Genomic DNA, 766 nt, shown 5'->3' on the forward strand with positions numbered 1-766 from the left:
CCATGGCAACGGCGCCAAGCGTCTCGTACTCGATGACGGTCCGGCTGGAGGTTCCCGCGAGCGGGACCTCGGTCGGTCAGATCACCACGGCCGTGGAGTCCTCCGGCGGATCCGTGACCGGCCTGGACGTCACCGCCTCCGGCCACGAGAAGCTGCGGATCGACGTCACCGTCGCCGCGACCTCCACGGCCCACGCCGACGAGATCGTCGAGAAACTCCGCGGCATCGAGGGCGTCCACCTCGGCAAGGTCTCCGACCGCACCTTCCTGATGCACCTCGGCGGCAAGATCGAGATGGCCTCCAAACACCCCATCCGCAACCGCGACGACCTCTCCATGGTCTACACCCCCGGCGTCGCCCGCGTCTGCATGGCCATCGCCGAGAACCCCGAGGACGCCCGCCGCCTGACCATCAAGCGCAACAGCGTCGCCGTCGTCACCGACGGCTCCGCCGTCCTGGGCCTGGGCAACATCGGCCCCAAGGCCGCCCTCCCCGTCATGGAAGGCAAAGCCGCCCTCTTCAAACGCTTCGCCGGCATCGACGCCTGGCCCCTGTGCCTCGACACCCAGGACACCGACGCCATCGTCGAGATCGTCAAGGCCATCGCCCCCGGCTTCGCCGGCATCAACCTCGAGGACATCTCCGCCCCCCGCTGCTTCGAGATCGAAGCCCGCCTGCGCGAAGCCCTCGACATCCCCGTCTTCCACGACGACCAGCACGGCACCGCCATCGTCGTCCTCGCCGCCCTCACCAACGCCCTGCGCGT

1 protein-coding gene is annotated in these 766 nt (G+C 69.2%); it reads left to right on the forward strand.

Translation table 11 applies throughout. The annotated features are described in order from the left end of the window. Positions 1-2 precede the first annotated feature (2 nt). Positions 3-766 (forward strand): NAD-dependent malic enzyme (locus LUZ64_RS36775; RefSeq protein WP_372478765.1); only part of this gene is annotated, 764 nt, incomplete at its 3' end.

The sequence above is a fragment of the Streptomyces albireticuli genome (genome assembly GCF_021228125.1).
Classification (GTDB): Bacteria; Actinomycetota; Actinomycetes; order Streptomycetales; family Streptomycetaceae; genus Streptomyces; species Streptomyces albireticuli.